The following is a 22,111-nucleotide window of genomic DNA, read 5'->3' as shown; positions in this document are numbered from 1 at the left end:
ACGCGAGCGTGCGGCGCCCCGCGTCACTTACGGCACAGGATCTCTCCGTGCAGTACGGCGAACCAGCCGTCCTCCTGCGCTCCCCACTCCCGCCACGCGTCGGCGATCGCCCGCAGTTCACCGGCGTCGGCATGCCCGCTCTGCACGGCCCGGTCGGCGTAGCCGGAGGCGACCGTGCGGTCCGCCCAGAGTCCGCTCCACCACGCGCGCTCCTCCGCCGAGCTGTAGCACCAGGTGCTCGCGCTCGCGGTGATGTCAGTGATGTCGTCGAAACCCGCCTTCAGCGCCCAGGACTTGAGGCGGCTGCCCGCGTCCGGCTCACCGCCGTTGGCGCGGGCCACCCGCCGGTACAGATCGAGCCAGTCGTCCATGGCGGGGGGCTTCGGGTACCACGCCATCGCCGAGTAGTCCGCGTCACGGGCGGCGACGATGCCGCCCGGCGCGCAGACGCGCCGCATCTCGCTCAGGGCGCGCACCGGGTCACCGACGTGCTGGAGCACCTGATGGGCGTGGACGACGCAGAAGGAGTCGTCCGGGTAGTCCAGGGCGTGCACGTCGGCGACGGCGAACTCCACGTTGTCCAGGCCGCGTTCGGCCGCCGTCGCACGGGCCTGGTCCAGGATTCCGGGCGCGTGGTCGACGCCCGTGACATGGCCGTCGGGGACGAGCGCGGCCAGGTCTGCGGTGATGGTGCCGGGACCGCAGCCGATGTCGAGGACGCGCATGTGGGGCTTGACCGCGTCGGCGAGATAGGCGGCCGAGTTGGCGACGGTGCGCCAGGTGTGGGAGCGCAGCACGGACTCGTGGTGTCCGTGCGTGTAGACGGCGGTCTCCTCCGGCATGACGGGAACTCCTTCGTTCGCTGCCGCTTGCTGCGGTAGTCGGAACGCTACGCCGTCATGTCGAATAATGAGACCCACGTATCACTATGTGGTCAGTGGGCTGCCGGGAAGGGGCGGTACACGGTCAGTGCCTCGGGCAGCTTGTCGACGGTCAACCCGCCCTGCGCGACGGTCTCTTCACCGTCGTACGACACCACCGTCCCGGGCTCCAGACCGTCCACCCGCAGCCTGGGCAGGTGCGCGGCGGCCTGCGCCGGCGAGCGCGTCAGCGGCCCCGCGAGCGCCGCGGCGAGCAGCCGTGAACCCGGCCTGCGGCCCCCGTGCACGATGCGTACGTCGAGCAGTCCGTCGGCCAGGTCGAGCCTGCGCCCGGGCGTGAACCCGAGCCGGTGATGGACGCCGTTGCCCACGAACAGCAGCCACAAGCCCCGCTGCCTGCCGCGGAATTCGGCGCTCAGCGGCTGCCGGTCGGAGCGCAGCAGCCGGACGGCCGCAAGGACCGCCGCGGCCCGGCCGCCGATGCGGTGGGCCCAGCGGTCCCGCAGCCGCACGAGCTCGGGGTAGACGCCGAGACTGAAGCTGTTGAGGAAGTACCCCTGCGGGCCACCGGTCCCATCGCTGAAACGCCCGACGTCCACGGCGATCGCGTCCCCCGCCTCGACCGCCCGGCAGAGATCGCGCGGGTCCTCGACCCCGATGTCGTACGCGAAGTGGTTGAGCGCGCCGCCCGGCAGGACCGCGAGCGGCAGCCGGTGCCGCAGGGCGGCGGGAACGGCCGCGTTGGCGGTGCCGTCCCCGCCGCACACGCCGAGCACCCGGGCCCGCGCGGCGGCACTCTCCAACTCCGCATCGAGGCGGTCCGGTCCACACTCCACGACCTCGGCGAGCGGCAGGGCCTCGCGCAGCGCCTGGGCACGTCCGGGGGCGCGGGCGGCGGAGTTGACCACCAGGACCAGGCCCTTGCCGCCGGGCAGCGCGGGGGCGTCGACGCGGGGCCTGCCCGGCGGCGGCAGCAGATCCCGGGTCGGGACCATGCCGCGCACGGCGAAGGCCGCGCCCGCGCCGAGCGCCGCCCCCGCCAGGACGTCGCTCGGGAAGTGCACGCCGGTGTAGACGCGGGACAGCGCGACCGCGCCCGCGACCGGCGCGACGCCCGCGCCCCAGCCCCGCGACTCCAGCGCGACCCCGGTGGCGAACGCGGCGGCCGACGCGGAGTGCCCCGAAGGGAAGGACGTGGTGATGGGCTGACGCTTGAGCTGCCGCATCAGCGGCACCCCGTCGAGCATCGGCCTGGCCCGGCGCACCGAGCGCTTGCCGAGGGTGTTGATGGTGGCCGAGGCGAGCGAGAGCGACGCGGTCCCGCGCAGCGCGGCACGCCGGGCCCGCGGAGTGCGGGTCGCCGCGATCCCGGCGGCCACCCCGAACCACAGGAGACCGTGGTTCGCGCTGCGGCTCAGCCGGGGCAGGAAACGGTCGCCGCCCGGCCAGTGCCGGTTGGCGACGGCGGCGAAGGTGCGATGGTCCAGGGCGATGAGACGCGTTCGCAGAGGCATGGGGGCGCGGGTACCCCGCAGAGCGGCTTCCTTTCCCCTGCCGCCGGGCAGGGCAAGAAACCGGCCACGGGGTGCGAGGGCCGGACGGAGCCGGGCGAAACGCATTTGCGGCAATCGGCACCCGCCACGGAGAATCCCCCGCATGGGACATCTGGAAGCCGCGCACATCGAGTACTACCTGCCGGACGGCCGAGCCCTGCTCGGCGATGTCTCCTTCCGTGTCGGCGAGGGCGCCATCGTCGCCCTCGTCGGGGCGAACGGCGCGGGCAAGACCACCCTGCTCCGCCTGATCTCGGGCGAGATCCAGCCCCACGGCGGCACCGTCACCGTCAGTGGCGGCCTCGGCGTCATGCCGCAGTTCGTGGGCTCCGTGCGCGACGAGACGACCGTGCGCGACCTGCTCGTCTCCGTGTCGAATTCCCGCATCCGCGAGACCGCGAAGGCCGTGGACGTCGCCGAGCACCTGATCATGACCGTCGACGACGAGTCCGCCCAGCTCCAGTACGCCCAGGCGCTCTCCGACTGGGCCGAGGCGCACGGCTACGAGGCCGAGACGCTCTGGGACATGTGCACCACGGCCGCGCTCGGCATCCCGTACGACAAGGCGCAGTTCCGCGAGGTCCGCACGCTCTCCGGCGGTGAGCAGAAGCGCCTCGTGCTCGAAGCCCTGCTGCGCGGCGGCGACGAGGTGCTGCTCCTGGACGAACCGGACAACTACCTCGACGTCCCCGGCAAGCGCTGGCTGGAGGAGAAGCTCAAGGAGACGCGCAAGACCGTCCTCTTCGTGTCGCACGACCGCGAGCTGCTCGCCCGCGCCGCCGAGAAGATCGTCAGCGTCGAGCCGGGGCCCGCGGGCGCCGACGCCTGGGTGCACGGCGGCGGCTTCTCCACCTTCCACGAGGCGCGCAAGGAGCGCTTCGCGCGCTTCGAGGAGCTGCGCAGGCGCTGGGACGAGAAGCACGCTCAGCTCAAGAAGCTGGTGCTCAGCCTGCGGCAGGCCGCATCCATCAGCCATGAGTTGGCCTCGCGGTACGCCGCCGCGCAGACCCGTCTCCGCAAGTTCGAGGAGGCGGGGCCGCCGCCCGAGCCGCCGCGCGAGCAGGACATCACCATGCGGCTGCAGGGCGGGCGGACCGGCATCCGGGCCATCACCTGCAAGGGTCTTGAGCTGACCGGCCTGATGAAACCCTTCGACCTGGAGGTCTTCTACGGCGAGCGGGTCGCCGTCCTCGGCTCGAACGGCTCCGGCAAGTCGCACTTCCTGCGCCTCCTCGCCGGCGGCGACGTCACGCACACCGGCGACTGGAAGCTCGGCGCGCGCGTCGTGGCGGGACACTTCGCGCAGACCCACGCCCACCCCGAGCTCTTCGGCCGCACGCTCCTGGACATCCTGTGGCGCGAGCACGCCCAGGCCAAGGGGCCCGCGATGTCGCGGCTGCGCAGGTACGAGCTCACCGGGCAGGCCGAGCAGCGCTTCGAGCGGCTCTCGGGCGGCCAGCAGGCCCGCTTCCAGATCCTGCTCCTGGAGCTGGAGGGCTCCACCGCCCTGCTGCTCGACGAGCCCACCGACAACCTCGACCTGGAATCGGCCGAGGCCCTCCAGGAAGGCCTCGAGGCGTACGAGGGAACGGTGCTCGCCGTGACGCACGACCGCTGGTTCGCCCGCTCCTTCGACCGCTATCTCGTCTTCGGCAGCGACGGTCTCGTGCGCGAGACGCCCGAGCCGGTGTGGGACGAGCGGCGCGTCGAGCGGAAGCGCTAGCGGCTCCTGGCTCCAGGAGGACAATGGCGGGCATGGCAGAAACGACTGGCACACCGGGCCCGTCCGACCCCGCGGCCCACCCGCTCCTCGCCCGGCACGCCGCCGCGCTCGACCTGTTCACCGACCGGGTGCACGCGGTCGGTGCCGATCAGTGGGACGCGCCGACGCCGTGCGCCGACTGGTCCGTGCGCGACCTCCTCAACCACCTCACCGCCGAGCAGCTCTGGGTGCCCTCGCTGGTCCGTGACGGCGCCACCATCGACTCCGTCGGCGACGCCTTCGACGGCGACATGCTCGGGCCCGACCCGGTCGCGTCCTGGGACACGGCGGCTGCCGCGTCCCGGGAGGCGTTCCGCGAGCCGGGCGCCGTCGACCGCACGGTCCACCTCTCCTTCGGCGACACCGGGGCCGACTTCTACTGCGGCCAGATGATCAGCGACCTCGTCGTGCACGCCTGGGACCTCTCCCGGGCGATCGGCGCGGACGAAAAGCTTCCGGATGACCTCGTCGCCTTTTCCGCACGGGAAATCAAGCCGTACGCTGCGGACCTGGCGAAGACCGGGCTCTTCGCCCCCGCGGTGGAACCGTCGCAGGACGCCGACGCGCAGACGAAGCTGCTGAGTCTGCTGGGGCGCCGGGTGTAGCCGCGGGGGAGCGCGAGTGATGTCGGGGGAGCGGGTGGTCACGCGTGAGTGCTGAGACGCTGAGGACGTCCTTCAGGACCGCGGACGTGGACGAGGCGCGGAAGATCATCGGTGCCACGTTCTACAGCAATTTCATGGATGTGCTCGACGGGTCGCACACCTTCCGGGCCGAGTTCGACGTCGGGCAGCTCGGTGCGCTCACCGTCGGCGAGCTCAGCTGCGGCGCCGACGTGCGGATGCGGGTCGGCGAACTGGGCGCGTACCACGTGAACGTACTGCTCGGTGGGTCCATGCGCTTCCGGCAGGGCGGCGGCGCGAGCACCGTCGCGACGGCGGAGCGTGCCGGGGTGTTCCAGCCCGTCGGCGACACGGTGGTGGAGCGGTGGACCGGCGACTGCCGGGTCCTCGCGGTGAAGATGGACCGGGAGGCGCTCGACCAGCGCCTGGAGCAGCTCCTCGGGCGGCCCGTCCGAGGCCCGCTGACCCTCGCCCCCGAACTGGACACCACCCGCGGCGCCGGCCGCAGTTGGGCCCGGCTCGTCACCACGGTCATCGAGGACCTGCGCGAGGAGCCCGGCGGGCCTGCGGACATGGCGTCGCTCTACACCGTGCCCCTGGTCTCCGCGCCCCTCCAGGAGGCGATACTGAACGGACTGCTGCTGGCAGTCGAACACCCCTACCGCGACGAACTCATCTCTCCGGCACAGAAGTTGCGCCCGGCCCCCGTGAAACGCGCGATGGACGCGGTCAGGGAACAGCCCGAGTACCCCTTCACGCCCGCCGGTCTGGCCGCCGAGGCGCGGGTCGGGGTGCGCTGGCTCCAGGAGGCGTTCCGCCGCTACGTCGGCATGTCCCCCATGGCGTACGTACGGGACGTACGGCTGACCCGCGTGCGCGACGAACTGCGGGCGGCGGAGCCCGGTGAGGTCAGTGTGAGCGAGGTGGCCTACCGGTGGGGATTCAGCCATCTGGGGAGGTTCGCCGAGCAGTATCACGCCCGGTTCGGGGAGTTGCCGTCCCAGACGCTGCGGTCCTGAACCCCCGCGTCGCGCGGAGCTCGCATCGTCCTGACTGGGCGTCCATCGGACCGTGCGTTATGCGGACACTGGCCGCGCTCAGCGGATCGTGACCACCGGATCGCTGATTTATCGTTTCACCTGTCACCGGCTGGGCCGGTCGCTGCCCACGGGTCCTCAACCCGCCCCAGGGGTACGACCGTGACGGACCGCCGGGGATGATCCGGCCCGGCCTCAGGCCGGGCCGGGCCCGCGCCGCGGGTCCGGTCGCTCCCCCTGCACCACCCGTGCAACCGGACCCGCTCCCTCCGGACCGGGCCGGGCCCCCGCCCGGCCGAGGGCCGGGGGCAGCCGTCGCGGCGCACGCCGCCGTGGTGCGAGGTGCCTCGGCCTCAGTCGGACGCGGCGACATCCCGGAGGGTCACCATGCCCACCGGCTGGCCGTCCTCGACGACGGGCAGCCTGCGCACGGCGTACTCCAGCATCAGGCTGACCGCCGATGACACCGCGTCGTCGGGCGTGACCATCACCGGGTTCGGGGTGCAGATGGCCTGCGCGCTGACGGTCAGCGGATCGGCGCCGTCGGCGACGGCTCGCAGCGTGATGTCCCGGTCGGTGAGCACGCCGACCACCCGGCCGGCCGTGGCCACCAGTACGTGACCGATGTCCTGGGCGCGCATCACCTGCGCCGCCTCCACCAGTGAGGCATCGGGGCCTACCGCCGCGACGCCCGGTGTCATGACGTCCCTTACGACAACAGCCATGGTTGGGGCCCTTCCATGCGGGGGGTGAGTGCTTCCGCCGCAGTACCCGTGTGGGGCCGGTCCATGCGGGTTTGCCCCGAAGGAGTGGGGGGACTCGGGGCGGAGGGGTCATGGCCCGGCGCCATGACGCACATGTGTTTGCCTCCCGGACCCGGGGGCAGGCGAAGTAGACAGTGCTTCGGACCGGAGGCACGTCCGTGGGAGCCGTTTGAGCTGACCCCGGGTGTGCCCCGTCGCGGTCTCGCGCGCATCCCACGGTGACTCTTCAACCCAAGGCACCCACAAGGGAGTTGCGACGCATCATGCGACCCGACGCGCGACAGACGAAGCGCCACCCGCACGACGACGCCCCCGACACCGCCGCCGCTTTCCGCAGGCTCACCGAGATGCCGCACGGGCCCGAACGCGACGCACTGCGACAGGAGTTGGTCAAGGCCTGGCTGCCGATGGCGGAGCGGCTCGCGGGCCGGTTCCGCAACCGCGGCGAGGCGCTGGACGACCTGCGCCAGGTGGCGGCCCTCGGCCTGGTCAAGGCCGTCGACCGCTACGACCCCGAGCGCGGCAGCGCCTTCGAGAGCTATGCCGTGCCGACCGTCACCGGCGAGATCAAGCGCCACTTCCGCGACCACATGTGGACCCTCCATGTGCCGCGCCGGGTGCAGGACCTGCGCAACCGGGTGCGGTTCGCCCGCCAGGAACTGACCCAGACCGTCCCCGGGCGTGCGCCGACCCTCGCCGAGATCGCCGAGAAGGCGCAGCTCTCCCAGGAGGACGCGGCCGCCGGTCTCGAGGCGCTCGACAGCTTCACCGCTCTCTCCCTCGACGCCGAACTGCCGGGCAGCGAGGACGGATACGCGCTGCGCGACGCACTGGGCGCGCCCGACCCCGCACTCGATGTCGTCATCGACCGCGAGGCCGTCAAGCCGCGCATCGCCGCGCTGCCCGAGCGGGAGCGCGACATCCTCTACATGCGGTTCTTCGGCGACATGACGCAGAGCCGCATCGCCGATCAGCTCGGCATCTCCCAGATGCACGTCTCGCGTCTGATCAGCCGCTGCTGCGACCGGCTGCGCGACGAGGTCATGCAGGACGCCGCCTAGTGTCCGCTAGCTCCTGGCGGTGGTCCCCCGGCTCGTGTGCCGGGTCATGGCCAGCGCGATGTGGCGGGACATCACGTCGACGGTCTGGGCCTCGGCCATCGAGAAGGCGAGTCGCGCCCCGCTTCTGAACAGCGTGAGGACGCCTTCCACCGGCCCGTCCGAGCGTCCCCTCAGCGGCACGCACAGCAGGGACGTCACCTGTGCGCGCACGAGGACGGGCGCGCCGGACGTGTCCCGGCCGAAGGACTCCGGGTCCTCCGGACGGACCTGGAGCACGGGCGCCCCGCCGCGTGCCGCCTCGACCACGAGGGGGCACGCGGCGGGCGTCTGTGCGAGGACGTCGCCGACCGGCGCGTCCTTCGGTCCCAGCACGGTCGTACGCCACGGTCGCGCGGCCCCCTCGTCGGCGATCACCCAGTCGGCGAACCGCGGGTGCAGGACGCCGGCCGCCCGTGCGAGCACGGCCGCGCGGTCCCCGGCGGGAGCCGTCAGGAGGGCGGTGGTCATGGCGTCCGCGAGGTCGATGCGGGCCGCGTGCCGGGTCGCCTCGCCGAGGTCTGGGCCGGGAGGGTGAAAGGCTTCGTGGTGCGACACGCGCGAGACGCGTGACGCCTGTGAACCCGCGGGCCGCGTGCCCGGCTGAAGCACCACCAGGACCGCCGTGCGCGGTTCGGTGCCGGGCCGCAGCGCGGTGAGCGTCGCGCGGACCGGGAGATGCGGGTCGCGCTGGAGATGGACGGTGAGGCTGCGGTCCCCCTCGCCGCGTGCGACCGCGGCGGTCTGCGAACGGAACGCGACCCGGTCCGCGTGCAGCAGGAATCCGGTCAGCGGTCTGCCGGTGGCGTAGCCCGCGCGTGCACCCGTGAAGCCGGTCGCGGCGAAGTTCATCCGCCGGACCACCGACTCCCGGTCGACCAGGGCCACGGGCAGGGGGAGCCGTTGGAACAGGGCCCGCAGGAGCCGCTGCTCGTCCCGGTCGGGCGCACCGCTTCCCAAGTGGCCCTCGGCGGCGAGCCGTTCGTAGAGCGGCCTCAACTGGTCGGCGACATGGTCGAGTTCGAAGATCGCCGCGTCGAGCACCGTGCCGAGGTCATCCGTCGGAACGGAGCGTGCCGACTTCAACTCGGCGACGCGGCGCACGAAATCCGCAATCTCTTCACCGAACTCCTCCATTTGGGCCATGTGCAGAACGTAGCCGGTGCGGTCGTTTTCCGGGGGGAGTCGCGGGAAGGCGGATCAGAGGAGGCAGAGGAGGAGGAAACCACCATGCCCCTCATACCGGAACCGGACCTCGACCTGGCGGGACCCGAGTCCGCTCTGCCGGGCCGCAGGCTGTCGGAGCTGGCGGAACACGCCGTGCGCTGCACCACCGCGTGCTGCGGCGCGGGCACGACCGTATCGGAGGGCGGTGGTGAACACCCCGCTTCGGTGACCCACCCCGACCTCGCCGGTCTCGTCTCCGTCCAGCTGCGCTCGGGCGACGGGCCCATCCCGGCGGCGCAGGAGCGCGGTGCGCCGGTGGAGACCCGTGACCTTCTCCGGGACGAACGGTGGCCCGAGTACCGCGCCATGGCGCTGGACTCCGGCGTGCGCTCCAGCATCACGCTCCCCTTCCAGCGCGCGGGGCTCACGGTCACCCTGACGCTGTTCAGCTTCCGCCCCGGCGCGCTGGACGACGTCCGGCACGGCCCCGCCCAGGCGCTGGGCGACCTCGCCACGACGGGCCTGGTCCGCGACCGCCGCTACCGCGCGGCCCTCACCGAACTGGACCACCTCGGCACGGCCCTGCGCACCCGCCCCGTGGTCGACCAGGCCTGCGGCATCGTCATGCACGTCCTGACCTGCGACGTGGACAAGGCCTTCACCGTCCTGCGCCGCATCTCCCAGACCACGAACCGCAAGCTGGCCGACGTCGCGTCGGCGGTGGTGGAGACGCGGGGCAAGGGTCTTGAGCGAGAACTGGCGGGGCTGGCCGCCGAAGACTGACCGCGCTCCCCTGAGGGCCCTGAGGGTGCAGGACCCGGCCTGAGGGTGCAGGACCCAGGGAGAGAAACCACCCGGCCGGAGGCCCCCGCGCGCGCGGAACGGCCCGCCGCGTTTCGATGGGGCCATGCGGACGGAACCCGAAGGCCGTGGCCCTGTCCGGTACGGACCTCCCCTGCCGGAGCCGGGCCTCCCGGTCCTGCCCGAGCTGTCCGCCGTGCTCGCCGGTGCCGCGGGCCGCGCCCACGCCGAACCCCCGGGCGGCGGCCCCGCCCTCCTGGACGCCGCGAGTGGCTACTGGGCCCGGCGCGGCCTCCCGGCGGAGCGGAGCCAGGTCGCCGCCGCGCCGGGTGCCGCGCCCCTGCTGCTCGCGCTGACCGTCGCCCTCGGTGACGGCGACGTCCTGCTCCCGCGTCCGTGTCCCGCCTGGTGGGCGCCGCAGGTGCGGCTGCTCGGCCGGTCGGTCTACCACGTGCCGACGCCCGCCGAGTGCGGTGGCGTCCCCGACCCGTACGCCCTCCTGGAGACCGTCCGTCGCATCCGCGCCGAGGGCGGCACCCCGCGCCTCCTCGTGCTCTCCGTCGCCGACGACCCCACCGCCACCGTGCCGCCGCCCGAAGTGCTGCACGAAGCCGTGGAGGCGGCGGCGGACGAGGGGCTGCACATCGTCAGCGACGAGACCTGGCGCGACACCCTGCACCGGCCGCACGACACGGTGCTCGTCGGCCCCGCCGAGATGGATCCCGAACGGGTGACGGTCCTCACCGATCTCTCCGGACCGTTCCTGCCGCCGGGCTGGCCCGCCGCGATAGCCCGGTTTCCGGCCGGTGCGCGGGGCGAGGCACTGCGGGCCCGCACCCTGGACGTCCTCACCGCACTCGGGGCGTCCGTCGCGGCGCCGGTCGGCGCGGCGGCGTCGTACGCCCTCGGCGAGCCGGACGAGGTCACCGACCGCCTCGCCCGTGCGACCCGCCTGCACGCGCGCGTGGCCGCCGCCGCCCAGCGCGCGGTGCTCGCGGCGGGCGCGCTCGCCCGGCCCCCGGCGGCGGGCCGTCACTTCTACGTGGACCTCGGGCCGCTCCGCCCTGCCCTCGCCGCGCGCGGTGTCGGCGACTCGCAGGACCTGGAGGACTTCCTCGGTGAACGCCTCGCCATGCCCGCCCCCGGCAGCCACCGCTTCGGCGACGAACTGGGGGCACTGCGCGTACGTCTGTCCACCGGACCTCTGCTCGGCTCCACCCGGCAGGAGCGCCTCGCGTCCCTCGCCGCACCGGACGCGCTGGAATTGCCGCACGTGGAAAGGGCGTTGAGCATGCTTGGATCGGCCTTCGGTGATCTCCGCGCAGCAGCACAGCGAATGGAGCCTCCTCGGTGACGCAACAGACGCAACAGACGCAATCGCAGTCGCAGAAGCAACAAGCGCACACGCATCAGACACCCGCCCGCGTCAGACCCGCGGAGGTCCGACCCGTTGACCTCGGCGTCCCCCGCCTGTGGCCGAAGTCGTTCGCCGACCGGCTCACCGCGCCGCTGCCCGGCCTGCGTGCCTTCGCGCGGTTCGCCCGTGAAGGGGCCCTGCGGCCCGCGCCCGAAGGTCTCGCGGACATTCAACGGCTGCCCTTCGAGCCGGGGCCCCTGCCGCGCGTGGACCACCGCACCATCGCCGTCACCTGGGTGGGCCACGCCAGCTGGGTCGTGCGGATCGGTGGTCTCACGGTCCTCACCGATCCCGTCTGGTCCCGCAAGATCCTCGGCACCCCGGCCCGCGTCACGCCCCCAGGCGTGGCCTGGAGCGCGCTGCCGCGCGTCGACGCGGTCGTCATCAGCCACAACCACTACGACCACCTGGACGCCCCGACCCTCGCCGCACTCCCCAGGGACACACCGGTGTTCGTGCCCGCGGGGCTCGGCCGGTGGTTCACGCGCCGCCGGTTCAGCAAGGTCACCGAGCTGGACTGGTGGGAGGCCGCCGAACTGTCCGGCGTGCGCCTCGACTTCGTGCCCGCCCACCACTGGTCCAAGCGGAGCCTCGTCGACACGTGCCGGACGCTGTGGGGCGGCTGGATCCTCACCGACGCCGACGGGCAGCGCGTCTATTTCGCGGGCGACACGGGCTACGGCCACTGGTTCGAGCGGATCGGCGCCCGCTATCCCGGCATCGACCTAGCCCTCCTGCCGATCGGCGCCTACCACCCGCGGTGGTGGCTCAGCGACGTCCACTGCGATCCGGAGGAGGCGGTGCGGGCGGCCGCCGACGTCGGGGCGCGCCGTCTCGCCCCGATGCACTGGGGCACGTTCCTGCTGTCGGGTGAGCCGGTCCTCGAACCGTTGACCCGGGTCCGTACGGCCTGGGAGGAGGCGGGACTGCCCCGCCAGGACCTGTGGGACCTGCCGGTCGGGGCGTCCCGCGTACTCACCCGGGCCGATGGGTCCCATGAGACGCATGAAGCCCATGAGGCGCATGACACCAAAGCGGCCGATGCGGCCGACGCACCTAGGACGCCGTACGCCGGACCTTGCGCCACACCGTCGGCGCCACGCTGATCAGCACCGTCAGACCGACCGCCACCACCACGCCCTGCCACGGCTCCTTGAAGAGGGAGCCGCCGAGAATGCCGATCAGCTGGTACGTCACGGCCCAGGCGAGGCACGCCGGCACGTCACCGCGGGCGAACTCGCGCAGCGGCATCTTCGCCATCAGACAGGCCAGCATTACCGGGATCCGCCCGGCCGGCACGAGCCGGGACAGGACGAGGACCAGCACGCCGTGGTCGGCGAGTTTCTCCTGCGCCTGCGCCAGCCGCTCCTCGGGCGCCCGGTCACGGATCGCCGCCAGCCAGCGCGAGCCGTTCTTGGAGTGCATGCCGCGCCGCCCGAGCCAGTACAGCGCCATGTCCCCGAGGAACGCCGCGAACGCCGAGATGCCGAACACCACGAGCAGCGCGAGGGGCGCCTCCTGGTGGAAGGCCACCACCGCGGCCGAGCTGACCAGCGCGCCCGTCGGCACCACCGGCACCAGCGCACCGACCACGATGAGCAGGAACAACGACGGATAGCCCACGGCCTGCTGGGTCGACTCCGGTGTCACCTGGGCCGTCAGGGCGAGGATCACTGAGGGTCTCCCTTGGTGACCTCTGGCCACACGCTCTCGCCGTGCCCCAGGCGGTGCACGGTCACCTCGGGCGCGATCCGCGCCGCCTGGCGCACGAGCTCCTCTCCCGGTGTGTGGAATTCATGCGGCCGTACGGCGTCCATTCCGATCGGCCAGTACGTGCCGTAGTGCACCGGCACCGCGCTGCGCGGCGCGATCCTCGACAGGGCGAGCGCCGCGCGCGCCGCGTCGAGATGACCATGGCCGAGATACGGCCCCCAGCCGCCGACCGGAAGCAGCGCCACGTCGATGTCCCCGACCTCGTCGGCCATCGAGTCGAAGAGCCCGGTGTCCCCGGCGAAGTAGGTCCGTGCCTCGCCCCGCACCACGAAGCCGAGCGCGGGCGTGCCGTGCGGTCCCACGGGCAGCCGCCGCCCGTCGTGCCGCGCCGTCACCACGCGCACGTCGAGGTCCCCGATCCGCACCTCGTCGCCCGGCACGACGTCGATGAGGCGCAGATGGGAGAGCCTGCGGGCGAGCCCCGGCACCTGCCGGCGGGCGCCGCGCGGCAGCAGTACCCGGGTGCCGGGCGCGATCCGTGCGAGGGAGGGCAGATGCAGATGGTCGGCGTGCAGATGGGACAGGAGCACGGCGTCGGCGACGGCCGCCTCGGGCGGTGGAAGCGCGCCCCTGCGCCGGCGCAGATGGGCGAGGCGGCGGGCGAACAGCGGGTCGGTGAGCACCCGGACACCCGAATCCTCGACCGTGCAGGTGGCATGACCCCACCAGGTGATCTCCACCGGCACTCCGGTTCCTCCTTCGCGCGACTGTTTACGAGCCTACGGCCAGGAGTAGGGTCTTCGGCTGACGCCCGTGGTGAGGACGCCAGAGGTGAGGGGGGACGCGATGGCAGACGCCGCAAGCGTGACAGGGGTGCGGGTCGCCGCGATCGCCAGCCTGACACCGCTGGAGGAACTGGACGCCGACCCCTTCCTGGTGGACTCGCGCAGCCAGCACGCGATGTGCGCGCGGTGGGCCGCGGCCCGGGGGTACGTCGTCACCCGGGAACTCGTCGTCCGCGGGCTGCCCGCCGATCACGCCGTGCTCTGGGCCGACGTGGACGAGGGACTCGTGGACCTGTTCGTCGTGCCGAGCCGCCGGGTCCTCGACCGGGCGCTGCGCGCACCCGACGAGTTCACCGCGGAGTGCGGGCGGCGCGGGGTGCGGATCGAGACGGCGGGCCTGGAGGAACCGTCGTACGACGCGGTGATGAAGGCCCATGTCCACCGGCGGCTCTCCATGCCGACCGCGGGGTACGACGGCCGCTGACACCTGCCGCCCACCCGGCCCTTGCCCCTGTGACACGCTGGTGTCCTGATCTGTCATGAAACGTGAGGCGGCACGGCGTGGGGCGAGAGCGATGGCGGTCGGTCGGCAGTGCGCTGTGGAGATCCGTCGCCGTATGGCTGGTCAGCACGCTCACCATGCTGGCGCTCGCCGGGATCCTGCCCGACTTCCAGCTGCAGTCCGACGACGGCGACAGCGCCACCCGCATCGCGGTCACCGCCGCCCTCGGTGCCGGAGCCTTCGGACTGCTCTCCTCGCTGGTGTGGCCGCTGCTCGTGCGGGCGCTGCTGCTCGTGCCGGCGCTCGTGCTCGGGCTGCTCGCCTTCTTCCTCAACGGGTCGCTGCTCCTGCTCGCCCTCAGCCTGATCCCGGACGGCCGGGGTGAGGCCAACGCCGAGACCGCGGTCGTCGTCGCCGCCGTCATGTCCGCCGTCGCCTCCGCCACCGGCGGTGCCCTCGCCGTCCGCGACGACGACGCCTACCGCCGCCGCCTCTACCGGCTCTCCGACCGCAGGCGCCGCCGCCTAGCCGAGGGGCGGGTCGGTCCCGTGCCGCCCGGCACCGTCTTCATCCAGCTCGACGGCGTCGGCCACGACGTCCTGCGCACCGCCGTCGACAAGGGACTCATGCCGACCGTCGCGGTCTGGCTCGGCCAGGAGGGCACGCGGAGCCACCGCCTCACCCCCTGGCGCACCGACTGGTCCAGCCAGACCGGCGCGAGCCAGCTCGGCATCCTGCACGGCTCCAACCACGACGTCCCCGCCTTCCGCTGGTACGAGAAGGACACCGGGGAGGTCATGGTCTCCAACCGGCCCGCATCCGCCGTCGAGCTCCAGCGCCGCGCCATCGAGCGCACCGGCGACGGCGGCCTCCTCACCCTCGACGGCGCGAGCCGCGGCAACCTCTTCAGCGGCGGCGCCGAACAGGTCGCCCTCGTGCTCTCCATGGCCGCGCGCCGCGGCAAGGAGAACCGTTCGCGCGCCGGGTACTTCGCCTACTTCTCCGACCCCGCCAACGCCGTCCGCACCGCCCTGTCCTTCGTCGCCGAGGTCGGCCGCGAGATCGGCGAGTCGACCCGCGCCCGGATCAGGAAGCGGCGCCCGCGCGTCGGCCGGGGCGGGCTCTACCCCTTCATCCGCGCCTTCGCGACCGTCGTCGAGCGCGACGTCGTCGTCACCGCGGTCATCGGCGACCTGCTCGCGGGGCGCACCGCGGTCTACGCCGACCTCGTCGCGTACGACGAAGTGGCCCACCACTCGGGGCCCACGGGCCCCGACGTGGAGAAGGTGCTCCAGCGGCTCGACCGGTCCCTCGCGCTGATCGCGAAGGTCGCCGAACACGCCCCCCGCGCCTACCGCATCGTGGTCCTCTCCGACCACGGCCAGAGCCCCGGCGAGACCTTCCACGCCCGGTACGGCCTCACCCTCGGCGACCTGGCACGGGCCGGCTGCGGCCTGCCCGTGCCACGCAAGGCGCAGCGCACGCACAGCGGCGCCGAGGCCCGCTCGACGGTCCGCGCCGCGCTGCGCCGCCCCGTCGAGGAGGGCGCGGGAGAGCACCGCCCCGCCCGCCGCGCGGAGCCCATCGTCCTCGCCTCCGGCAACCTCGGGCTCATCTCCTTCCCCGACGTCCCGCACCGCATGACCCGCGAGGAGATCGACCTGCGCCATCCGGCGCTGCTGCCCACCCTCGCCAACCACCCGGGCATCGGCTTCCTCCTCGTACGCAGCAAGGAGCGCGGCCCGGTCGTCCTCGGCGCGCGCGGCAGCGAGGTGTACCTCGACGAGGAGCCCGGTGACCTCGGGCCGCTCACGGACTTCGGGCCCGGCGCCGCCGACGCCGTGCGCCGCACCGACGGCTTCCCGCACGTCGCCGACATCATGGTCAACTCCTGGTACGACCCCCAGGACGGCGAAGTCCTCGCCTTCGAGGAGCAGATCGGCTCGCACGGCGGACTCGGCGGCGCCCAGACCCAGCCCTTCCTCCTGTCGCCCCTCGTGCTCTCCGCGCCGGTCGACGACGGACACGAACTCGTTGGCGCCGAGCGGGTCCACGACGTGCTCCGGCGCTGGCTCGGCGAGTACCAGGGCCCGGAGATTCCGCTGGTGGGAGGGGACGGAGAGGCTGCGGACGATTCCCGGCACGAGGGCCCCGACAACACAGCTTTTGCGGTCGCCGACCCTGCCGCGCAGGACAATACCCACTGATTTTGTACGGTTCCCGTCGTGCCCGACCATGTCTCTCGCCCCGGCGATCCCGGGCGTCCGGCACGATGAGAGGCACCACCCCATGCACGACACCGGAACCGCGATCCAGTCGGCTCCGGCCCCCGACCAGGAAGAACAGCGGACGGAGCGGCACGAGGAGCCGGGCAGCAGGCACGCTCGACGCTTCGGTCTCCCGATCGCCACCTGCCTCGTCATGGGCAACATCATCGGCGGCGGCATCTTCCTGCTCCCGGCCTCCGTCGCTCCCTTCGGGACCATCAGCCTCGTCGCGTTCGGCGTCCTGACCGCGGGCGCCATCGCCCTCGCCCTCGTCTTCGGGCGGCTCGCGCAGCGCGATCCGCGTACCGGCGGGCCGTACGTCTACGCGCGCGCCGCGTTCGGCGACTTCGCGGGCTTCCTCGCGGCGTGGTCCTACTGGGCCACCACCTGGGTGTCGAACGCCGCGCTCGCCGTCGCCGCCGTCGGCTATCTGGACGTCCTGATACCGGTCAACGACCACCAGTGGACCGCCTGCCTCGCCGCCCTCGTCCTGCAACTGCTTCCCGCGCTGGCGAACCTCGCGGGCACCCGCTACGTCGGCGCGGTCCAACTCGTCGCCACCGTGCTGAAGTTCCTGCCCCTGCTCCTGGTCGCGGTCGGCGGGCTCTTCTTCTTCGACAGCGCCAACCTCGGGCCCTTCCAGGCCGGCGAGGACAGCCCGGCCGGTGCGATCTCCGCGTCCGCCGCGATCCTGCTCTTCTCCTACCTGGGGGTGGAGTCGGCCGCCGTCAGCGCCGGTGAGGTACGCGACCCGCGCCGCAATGTCGGGCGCGCCACCATCCTCGGCACCCTCGGCGCCGCCCTCGTCTATCTGCTGGGCACCCTCGCCGTCTTCGGCACCGTCGCCCACGACAGGCTCGTCGGCTCCACCGCGCCGTTCTCGGACGCCGTCGACGTCATGTTCGGCGGCTCCTGGGGCGGTACGGCGGTGGCGGTCGCCGCGCTCGTCTCGATGGTCGGCGCCCTCAACGGCTGGACCCTGCTGAGCGCCCAGACGCCGTACGCCGCAGCCAAGGACGGACTCTTCCCGAGCGCCTTCGGCAAGAAGAAGCGCGGCGTGCCGACCGTGGGTGTCCTGGTCACCGTCGTCCTGGCCTCGCTGCTCACCGTCTACAACTACACGGCGGGCTCGGGTGCCGTCTTCGAGTCCCTCGTCCTGATCACCACGTTCACCGCGACCGTGCCCTACCTCCTGGCCACCGCCGCGCAGATCTACTTCCTGGTCTCCGGGCAGGGCGAGCGCGTCAACCGCGCCCGCCTGGCGCGGGACGGCATCCTCGCGGGCGTCGCGTTCGGCTTCTCCATGTGGCTGGTCGCCGGCTCCGGATACGCGGCCGTCTACCAGGGCGTCCTGTTCCTCTTCGCGGGCGTGCTCGTCTACGCCTGGATGGCGGCCCGCAGGGAGCGGACCGCCACCCGCTGACGGATTACCTGGCGAGCGCCGCGACCACCCAGCGACGGGTGACGAACATGCTGTCCGCCGCCCCGATCTCGATGAGCTTGCGGGCGGCCGGGTAGGCCTCGTTGCCCTCGATCTCATAGCCGACGTCGAACGTGCCGGGCACGTCCCTGACCTCGGGCTCGCGCCGTGCCGCCGCGCCCTGGCCGCTCTGCTCGTCGGCCGTGACGGCGGCGAGCTCGGCGAGCAGCTTGCGCTGGGCGGCGGCGAGCGCCTGGCGCGGGTCGCGCGTCCGCGGTGCGGCTGCGGCGCCCTTGCCGCCCGAGGGAGGCGGTGCGATGTCGGTGCTCGGCTCGCGCGTCGTGCCGGTGGTCTCGCGCGTGGCGATCTGTGCCTGGACGACGGTCGCGTCGTTGTCCAGGACCACACGGATGAGACCGCGGTCGGGCGTGATGACCGGTATGCCGTCGAAGACCTGCCGGAACGTCACATGGGTCTCCAGGGACACCGGCTCCCCGAGCTCGGAGCCGTCCTTCGCCCCGGAGTTCTGCATCAGGTCGTGCACGCTGTCCACGACGAGTTCGGCGCCGTCGGCGTGCCGCTCGGCGAACGTGCGCGCCGCCTCGACCGCCCGCTCCGTGGGCAGTCGCCGCAGGTTGCGGTGGTTGGCATCGGCGAGCTTGACCCACCGGATCGCGTGCGGAGCCGTGGAGACGGTCCGGTCACCGGAGGTGGCGCTGAGCACGCCCTGCCGCTCGACCTGCACCTCTTGCAGCGCCGCCGAGGGGAAGTCCGCGATGCGGCCCATCCTGGCGAGCTCCTCGCCCGGGTCGCGCGGCGCGAGCTGCACGATCTGCGGGCTGTCCGGCGCCTGCGTCAGCGGCTCCCTGAGGGAGTCGCGGGCGTTGAACCAGCGCCATGCGTACCAGTTGTCCGGCACGTGCTCGCGGTAGAGGGTCCGCTCGCCGTTGAGCCGGGCCGTGGCCTCGGCCTGGTTGGCGCCGACCGCGGCGACCGAGGGCGCCTGCCCCTTGTAGATGTCCCAGCTCGCGTTCAGCCACGCGTCGGTGAACGTCTGCCCGGCCCGCCACTTCTCCCAGAACTTCTTGCCGTAGTCCGGGCTGTCGATGCTGACGGTCTCGAACCCGAAGATCATGCGGAAGCCGATGTTGGGTCCCGCCCAGGTGCGGATGGGGGAGTGCCCGCCGAGCACGCGGACCGAGTTGCAGGTGGACCAGAAGACGTAGTTGGCCTTCTCGTTGCCCAGCGCCATCCGGTTCGAGATCGCGTCGCTGCGGCCGTCCCAGACCGCGCCGAGCGGTGCGAAGAAGACGCCGTTGCCGTCCATGCCGCCGTGGCCCGAGTGGTAGACGGCGACCACCGCGTCCATGCCGTACCGGTCCTGCCAGTTGTCGTACGTCTCCTCGTACGCCCACACCTGCGCCCCGCCGTCCGCGAACCAGAAGTTGCGGTCGTAGAACTGCTGGAGGTAGGCGAGCCATCCGGTGGCGTCTTCGTGCGTGTGGAAGAGAGTGTTCTGGTTGACGAACTTCTGGATGCTGAAGGCGCCCCACCAGCCGAACGTCGAGTCGCGGTCACCGGCGGCCCCTGGCTTCGCGCCTTCCAGTGGAGACGGACCGCGTTCCGAGTAGTTCATGCGCATGGCCAAACCCCCTGAGTGGACTCCTCGTCCCGTGGGCGAGGGGGCCTCAAAGTGTCACCGCAGACGCGCCGTGCACAGTTGGCATTTCGGCCATAGCGACCACGCCCCGGGACTGCCGTGGTGCCTCAGACACCCCGGGTTTCCCGGCTGGACCGCCCGGATGTGATCGGATGGGCGCACGGACGTTCCGGGACGCATCACGGAACCGCACTGAAGGGATCTACATCGTGGCTACCACGCGCTCCGCGCACACGGTCTGGGAAGGCTCTCTGACGGAGGGCTCGGGAACCGTCACCTTCGACTCCTCCGGGATCGGGGAGCAGGCCGTTTCCTGGCCGTCCCGCGCCGAGCAGGCCAACGGCAAGACCAGCCCGGAAGAGCTGATCGCCGCCGCGCACTCCAGCTGCTTCTCCATGGCGCTGTCGCACGGTCTGACGGGCGCGGGCACCCCGCCCACCCGGCTGACCACCTCCGCCGACGTCACCTTCCAGCCCGGCACCGGCATCACCGGCATCCACCTCACCGTCGAGGGCGAGGTGCCGGGTCTCGACGAGGCCGCGTTCACCTCCGCCGCCGAGGACGCCAAGAAGAACTGCCCCGTGAGCCAGGCGCTGACGGGCACGACCATCACGCTGTCGGCGAAGCTCGCCTGACGTACTGACGTACGGCTTCACGCCATTTTCCGGCCGTGCCGCCGTCCTCCGGGGCGGCGGCACAGCCATGGGCGGCATTGACAATATGCCGCTCAAGTTTTGTGATGGAGGTCGAAGTACGCCGGGAAACGGGCTCGTGGTGGAAGGGGACTGGACATGGCACGTGCAGTCGGGATCGACCTCGGTACGACGAACTCGGTGGTGGCCGTCCTGGAGGGCGGTGATCCCACGGTCGTCGCCAACGCGGAGGGAGCGCGCACCACCCCGTCGGTCATCGCCTTCGCGAAGAACGGCGACGTCCTCGTCGGAGAGGTCGCCAAACGGCAGGCGGTCACCAACGTGGAGCGCACCGCACGCTCCGTCAAACGGCACATGGGCGACGGGAGTTGGCGGTTCCCCGAGGGCGGATCCGTGGACGGCACCCGGTACACCGCGCAGGAGCTGTCCGCCCGCGTCCTGCAGAAACTCAAGCGTGACGCCGAGTCCTACCTGGGCGAGGACGTCACGGACGCGGTCGTCACGGTCCCCGCGTACTTCGACGACACCCAGCGCCAGGCCACCAAGGAGGCCGGTGAGATCGCGGGCCTGAACGTGCTCCGCATCATCAACGAACCGACGGCCGCGGCCCTCGCCTATGGCCTCGACAAGGGCGACGACCAGACGGTCCTCGTCTTCGACCTCGGCGGCGGCACCTTCGACGTCTCGCTCCTGGAGATGGGCGAGGGCGTCATCGAGGTGAAGGCCACCAACGGCGATACGAAGCTGGGCGGCGACGACTGGGACCAGCGCATCGTCGAGTACCTCGTGCGGCAGTTCAAGAACGCGCACGGAGTGGACCTCGGCAAGGACAAGATGGCGCTGCAACGCCTGCGCGAGGGGGCCGAGAAGGCGAAGATCGAGCTGTCGTCGTCGAGCGAGACGGACATCAACCTGCCGTACGTCACGGCGTCGGCGGACGGCCCCCTGCACCTGGCGGAGAAGCTGACCCGCGCCCAGTTCCAGGAGCTGACGGCGGACTTGCTGGAGCGCTGCCGCGGCCCCTTCCACCAGGCGGTGAAGGACGCCGGCATCAAGCTGTCGGCCATCGACCACGTGATCCTGGTGGGCGGTTCGACACGGATGCCCGCGGTGACGGAACTGGTCAAGGAACTCACCGGCAGCGAACCGCACAAGGGGGTCAACCCCGACGAGGTGGTGGCGCTCGGTGCGGCGCTCCAGGCCGGTGTGATCAGGGGTGACGTGAAGGACGTGCTGCTCCTGGACGTGACGCCGCTGTCCCTCGGGATCGAGACCAAGGGCGGCATCATGACCAAGCTCATCGAACGCAACACGACGATTCCCACCCGGCGTTCGGAGACCTTCTCGACCGCCGAGGACAACCAGCCCTCGGTCGGCATCCAGGTCTTCCAGGGGGAGCGGGAGATCGCCGCGTACAACAAGAAGCTCGGCGTCTTCGACCTCACCGGACTGCCACCGGCGCCGCGCGGCGTGCCCAAGATCGAGGTCACCTTCGACATCGACGCCAACGGCATCATGCACGTGTCCGCCAAGGACGAGGCGACGGGCCGCGAGCAGCGCATGACGGTGACGGGCGGCTCCGCGCTGCCCAAGGACGACATCAACCGCATGGTGCGGGAGGCGGAGGAGCACGCGGAGGAGGACCGCAAGCGGCGCGACGCCGCCGAGACCCGCAACCAGGCGGAGCAGCTCGTCTACCAGACGGAGCGGTTCCTGCGGGAGAACGAGGAGCGGATCCCCGCGGACACCAGGACCGAAGTGGGCGCGGCGGCAACGGAGTTGAAGGGCATCCTGAAGGACAGGCCCGACGACACGGCGGCACTGCGCGCGGGCGTCGAGAAGCTCGGCTCGGTCAGCCAGCGGATGGGGCAGGCCATGTACGCGGCTGCCGGCGAGGGCGCCCAGGAGCAGGAAGCTCCGGGAGCCCCTCCCGAGGACGGCGTGGTCGACGCGGAGATCGTGGACGACGAGAAGCCGGGGGAGCCAAGGAAGGGAGCGGGGGAGTAGCG

The 22,111-nt window shown here is 72.2% G+C and carries 19 protein-coding genes; 12 read left to right on the top strand and 7 right to left on the bottom strand.

Features of this window, described 5'->3' with window-relative positions; translation table 11 throughout:
* Window positions 1–23 precede the first annotated feature (23 nt).
* Window positions 24–842 (bottom strand): methyltransferase domain-containing protein, encoded by an 819-nt coding sequence (locus AB0E78_RS10320; RefSeq protein ID WP_361830239.1) that lies wholly within the window; start codon window positions 840–842, stop codon window positions 24–26.
* Window positions 843–934: 92 nt separating this feature from the next.
* Window positions 935–2,395, bottom strand: coding sequence for a phosphatase PAP2 family protein (locus tag AB0E78_RS10315; protein ID WP_361830238.1), 1,461 nt, complete (start codon window positions 2,393–2,395; stop codon window positions 935–937).
* 142 nt (window positions 2,396–2,537) lie between these two features.
* On the opposite strand from AB0E78_RS10315, the gene AB0E78_RS10310 reads away from it, so the two are divergent.
* Genes AB0E78_RS10310 through AB0E78_RS10300 form a run of 3 tightly spaced genes read left to right on the top strand, consistent with a single transcriptional unit; the run spans window position 2,538 to window position 5,838 of the window.
* Window positions 2,538–4,157 (top strand): ATP-binding cassette domain-containing protein, encoded by a 1,620-nt coding sequence (locus AB0E78_RS10310; RefSeq protein ID WP_361830237.1) that lies wholly within the window; start codon window positions 2,538–2,540, stop codon window positions 4,155–4,157.
* Between the two features lie 32 nt (window positions 4,158–4,189).
* Window positions 4,190–4,801, top strand: coding sequence for a TIGR03086 family metal-binding protein (locus tag AB0E78_RS10305; RefSeq protein ID WP_361830235.1), 612 nt, complete (start codon window positions 4,190–4,192; stop codon window positions 4,799–4,801).
* Between the two features lie 44 nt (window positions 4,802–4,845).
* On the top strand, window positions 4,846–5,838 hold the full coding sequence (locus AB0E78_RS10300; RefSeq protein ID WP_361830233.1) for an AraC family transcriptional regulator: 993 nt from the start codon (window positions 4,846–4,848) through the stop codon (window positions 5,836–5,838).
* A 371-nt stretch (window positions 5,839–6,209) separates the two neighbouring features.
* On the opposite strand, the gene AB0E78_RS10295 is transcribed toward AB0E78_RS10300, so the two are convergent.
* A complete protein-coding gene (locus AB0E78_RS10295; RefSeq protein ID WP_361830232.1) occupies window positions 6,210–6,581 on the bottom strand; it encodes a CBS domain-containing protein in 372 nt (123 codons plus the stop codon).
* Between the two features lie 302 nt (window positions 6,582–6,883).
* Here AB0E78_RS10295 and AB0E78_RS10290 point away from each other — a divergent pair, with 302 nt between their 5' ends.
* Entirely contained in the window at window positions 6,884–7,681 is a 798-nt protein-coding gene (locus AB0E78_RS10290; protein WP_361830231.1) for an RNA polymerase sigma factor SigF, read from the top strand.
* Between the two features lie 6 nt (window positions 7,682–7,687).
* Here AB0E78_RS10290 and AB0E78_RS10285 read toward each other — a convergent pair whose 3' ends face one another.
* On the bottom strand, window positions 7,688–8,863 hold the full coding sequence (locus AB0E78_RS10285; protein WP_361830230.1) for a PAS domain-containing protein: 1,176 nt from the start codon (window positions 8,861–8,863) through the stop codon (window positions 7,688–7,690).
* An 84-nt stretch (window positions 8,864–8,947) separates the two neighbouring features.
* Between AB0E78_RS10285 and AB0E78_RS10280 the strand changes: the two genes are divergently transcribed.
* The 3 genes from AB0E78_RS10280 (at window position 8,948) to AB0E78_RS10270 (ending at window position 12,208) form a co-directional block, all read left to right on the top strand.
* Window positions 8,948–9,667 (top strand): ANTAR domain-containing protein, encoded by a 720-nt coding sequence (locus AB0E78_RS10280; protein ID WP_361830229.1) that lies wholly within the window; start codon window positions 8,948–8,950, stop codon window positions 9,665–9,667.
* A 124-nt stretch (window positions 9,668–9,791) separates the two neighbouring features.
* Window positions 9,792–11,039 (top strand): aminotransferase class I/II-fold pyridoxal phosphate-dependent enzyme, encoded by a 1,248-nt coding sequence (locus AB0E78_RS10275; RefSeq protein ID WP_361830227.1) that lies wholly within the window; start codon window positions 9,792–9,794, stop codon window positions 11,037–11,039.
* A complete protein-coding gene (locus AB0E78_RS10270; protein WP_361830225.1) occupies window positions 11,036–12,208 on the top strand; it encodes an MBL fold metallo-hydrolase in 1,173 nt (390 codons plus the stop codon). Before AB0E78_RS10275 ends, AB0E78_RS10270 begins: the two co-directional genes overlap by 4 nt.
* Here the strand turns inward: AB0E78_RS10270 and AB0E78_RS10265 are convergent.
* Together AB0E78_RS10265 and AB0E78_RS10260 are read right to left on the bottom strand one after the other, a co-directional pair.
* Window positions 12,159–12,776 carry a VTT domain-containing protein gene (locus AB0E78_RS10265; protein WP_361830223.1) on the bottom strand — a complete coding sequence of 206 codons (618 nt, stop codon included), beginning with the start codon at window positions 12,774–12,776 and terminating at the stop codon, window positions 12,159–12,161. The genes AB0E78_RS10270 and AB0E78_RS10265 overlap by 50 nt on opposite strands.
* Window positions 12,773–13,561: an MBL fold metallo-hydrolase gene (locus tag AB0E78_RS10260; protein WP_361830221.1), complete on the bottom strand. Its 789-nt coding sequence runs from the start codon at window positions 13,559–13,561 to the stop codon at window positions 12,773–12,775. The genes AB0E78_RS10265 and AB0E78_RS10260 overlap by 4 nt, the downstream gene beginning before the upstream one ends.
* Window positions 13,562–13,679: 118 nt before the next feature.
* Here AB0E78_RS10260 and AB0E78_RS10255 point away from each other — a divergent pair, with 118 nt between their 5' ends.
* The 3 genes from AB0E78_RS10255 (at window position 13,680) to AB0E78_RS10245 (ending at window position 17,792) form a co-directional block, all read left to right on the top strand.
* Window positions 13,680–14,084 carry a hypothetical protein gene (locus AB0E78_RS10255; protein ID WP_361830457.1) on the top strand — a complete coding sequence of 135 codons (405 nt, stop codon included), beginning with the start codon at window positions 13,680–13,682 and terminating at the stop codon, window positions 14,082–14,084.
* A gap of 77 nt (window positions 14,085–14,161) precedes the next feature.
* Window positions 14,162–16,309, top strand: coding sequence for a phage holin family protein (locus tag AB0E78_RS10250; RefSeq protein ID WP_361830219.1), 2,148 nt, complete (start codon window positions 14,162–14,164; stop codon window positions 16,307–16,309).
* Between the two features lie 82 nt (window positions 16,310–16,391).
* Window positions 16,392–17,792 carry an amino acid permease gene (locus AB0E78_RS10245; RefSeq protein ID WP_361830217.1) on the top strand — a complete coding sequence of 467 codons (1,401 nt, stop codon included), beginning with the start codon at window positions 16,392–16,394 and terminating at the stop codon, window positions 17,790–17,792.
* Between the two features lie 4 nt (window positions 17,793–17,796).
* Here the strand turns inward: AB0E78_RS10245 and AB0E78_RS10240 are convergent, their stop codons facing one another.
* The gene (locus tag AB0E78_RS10240; protein ID WP_361830216.1) at window positions 17,797–19,431 is read right to left on the bottom strand and encodes a DUF6345 domain-containing protein; all 1,635 of its coding nucleotides are present in this window, start codon (window positions 19,429–19,431) and stop codon (window positions 17,797–17,799) included.
* A 227-nt stretch (window positions 19,432–19,658) separates the two neighbouring features.
* Here AB0E78_RS10240 and AB0E78_RS10235 point away from each other — a divergent pair, with 227 nt between their 5' ends.
* Together AB0E78_RS10235 and dnaK are read left to right on the top strand one after the other, a co-directional pair.
* Window positions 19,659–20,084 carry an OsmC family protein gene (locus AB0E78_RS10235; protein ID WP_361830214.1) on the top strand — a complete coding sequence of 142 codons (426 nt, stop codon included), beginning with the start codon at window positions 19,659–19,661 and terminating at the stop codon, window positions 20,082–20,084.
* 156 nt (window positions 20,085–20,240) lie between these two features.
* Window positions 20,241–22,109, top strand: a complete 1,869-nt coding sequence (gene dnaK, locus AB0E78_RS10230) for a molecular chaperone DnaK (RefSeq protein ID WP_361830212.1) — start codon at window positions 20,241–20,243, stop codon at window positions 22,107–22,109.
* The last annotated feature ends 2 nt before the right edge of the window (window positions 22,110–22,111 follow it).

The organism is Streptomyces sp. NPDC032198, from assembly GCF_040636975.1.
GTDB lineage: Bacteria > Actinomycetota > Actinomycetes > Streptomycetales > Streptomycetaceae > Streptomyces.
The sequence above is the reverse complement of the archived record's forward strand: the minus strand, read 5'-3'. Positions and strand labels throughout refer to the sequence as shown.